The sequence below is a fragment of the Pseudomonas sp. Pdm06 genome (assembly GCF_014851795.1).
Classification (GTDB): Bacteria; Pseudomonadota; Gammaproteobacteria; order Pseudomonadales; family Pseudomonadaceae; genus Aquipseudomonas; species Aquipseudomonas fluorescens_AA.
On sequence record NZ_JACVAH010000042.1, the window covers coordinates 1 to 643 of the forward strand.

The window sequence follows — 643 nt, forward strand, 5'->3', positions numbered from 1 at the left end:
CACCGTATGCGCTTCTTCACTTGACCATATAACCCCAAGCAATCTGGTTATACTGTGAAGACGACATTCGCCGAAAATTCGATCTTGCTCTACGAGCAACTCACAAATTTTACCTTAGCCTGATCCGTTACCAGTGAAAGTAACGTTCAGTCTATCTTTCTATCACATACCCAAATTTTTAAAGAACGAACTAGTCAAAGACTAGAAATCAACATTCACCATCGAACCGATGGAATGCTCATTTCTAAGCTTTATACAATCGAAGCAGTAGTGGTGGAGCCAAGCGGGATCGAACCGCTGACCTCCTGCGTGCAAGGCAGGCGCTCTCCCAGCTGAGCTATGGCCCCGTATTTCTACAGGCGTTTCCCACACAAAATTGGTGGGTCTGGGCAGATTCGAACTGCCGACCTCACCCTTATCAGGGGTGCGCTCTAACCAACTGAGCTACAGACCCAATTTCGGGCTGCTTCTTTCGTCTTCTTCAATGAATCAAGCAATTCGTGTGGGAGCTCATGGAGCAGCTGCGGTCGTCGATTAAGGAGGTGATCCAGCCGCAGGTTCCCCTACGGCTACCTTGTTACGACTTCACCCCAGTCATGAATCACACCGTGGTAACCGTCCCCCCGAAGGTTAGACTAGCTAC

At 49.1% G+C, this 643-nt stretch carries 2 tRNA genes and 1 rRNA gene; all 3 read right to left on the reverse strand.

Annotation, left to right across the window (positions count from 1 at the left end):
* Positions 1–271: 271 nt before the first annotated feature.
* Positions 272–347, reverse strand: a tRNA-Ala gene (locus tag IB266_RS30460).
* Positions 348–377: 30 nt separating this feature from the next.
* Positions 378–454 (reverse strand) — tRNA-Ile (locus IB266_RS30465).
* 81 nt (positions 455–535) lie between these two features.
* Positions 536–643: ribosomal RNA gene (locus IB266_RS30470) — 16S ribosomal RNA — on the reverse strand; the annotation flags it as partial.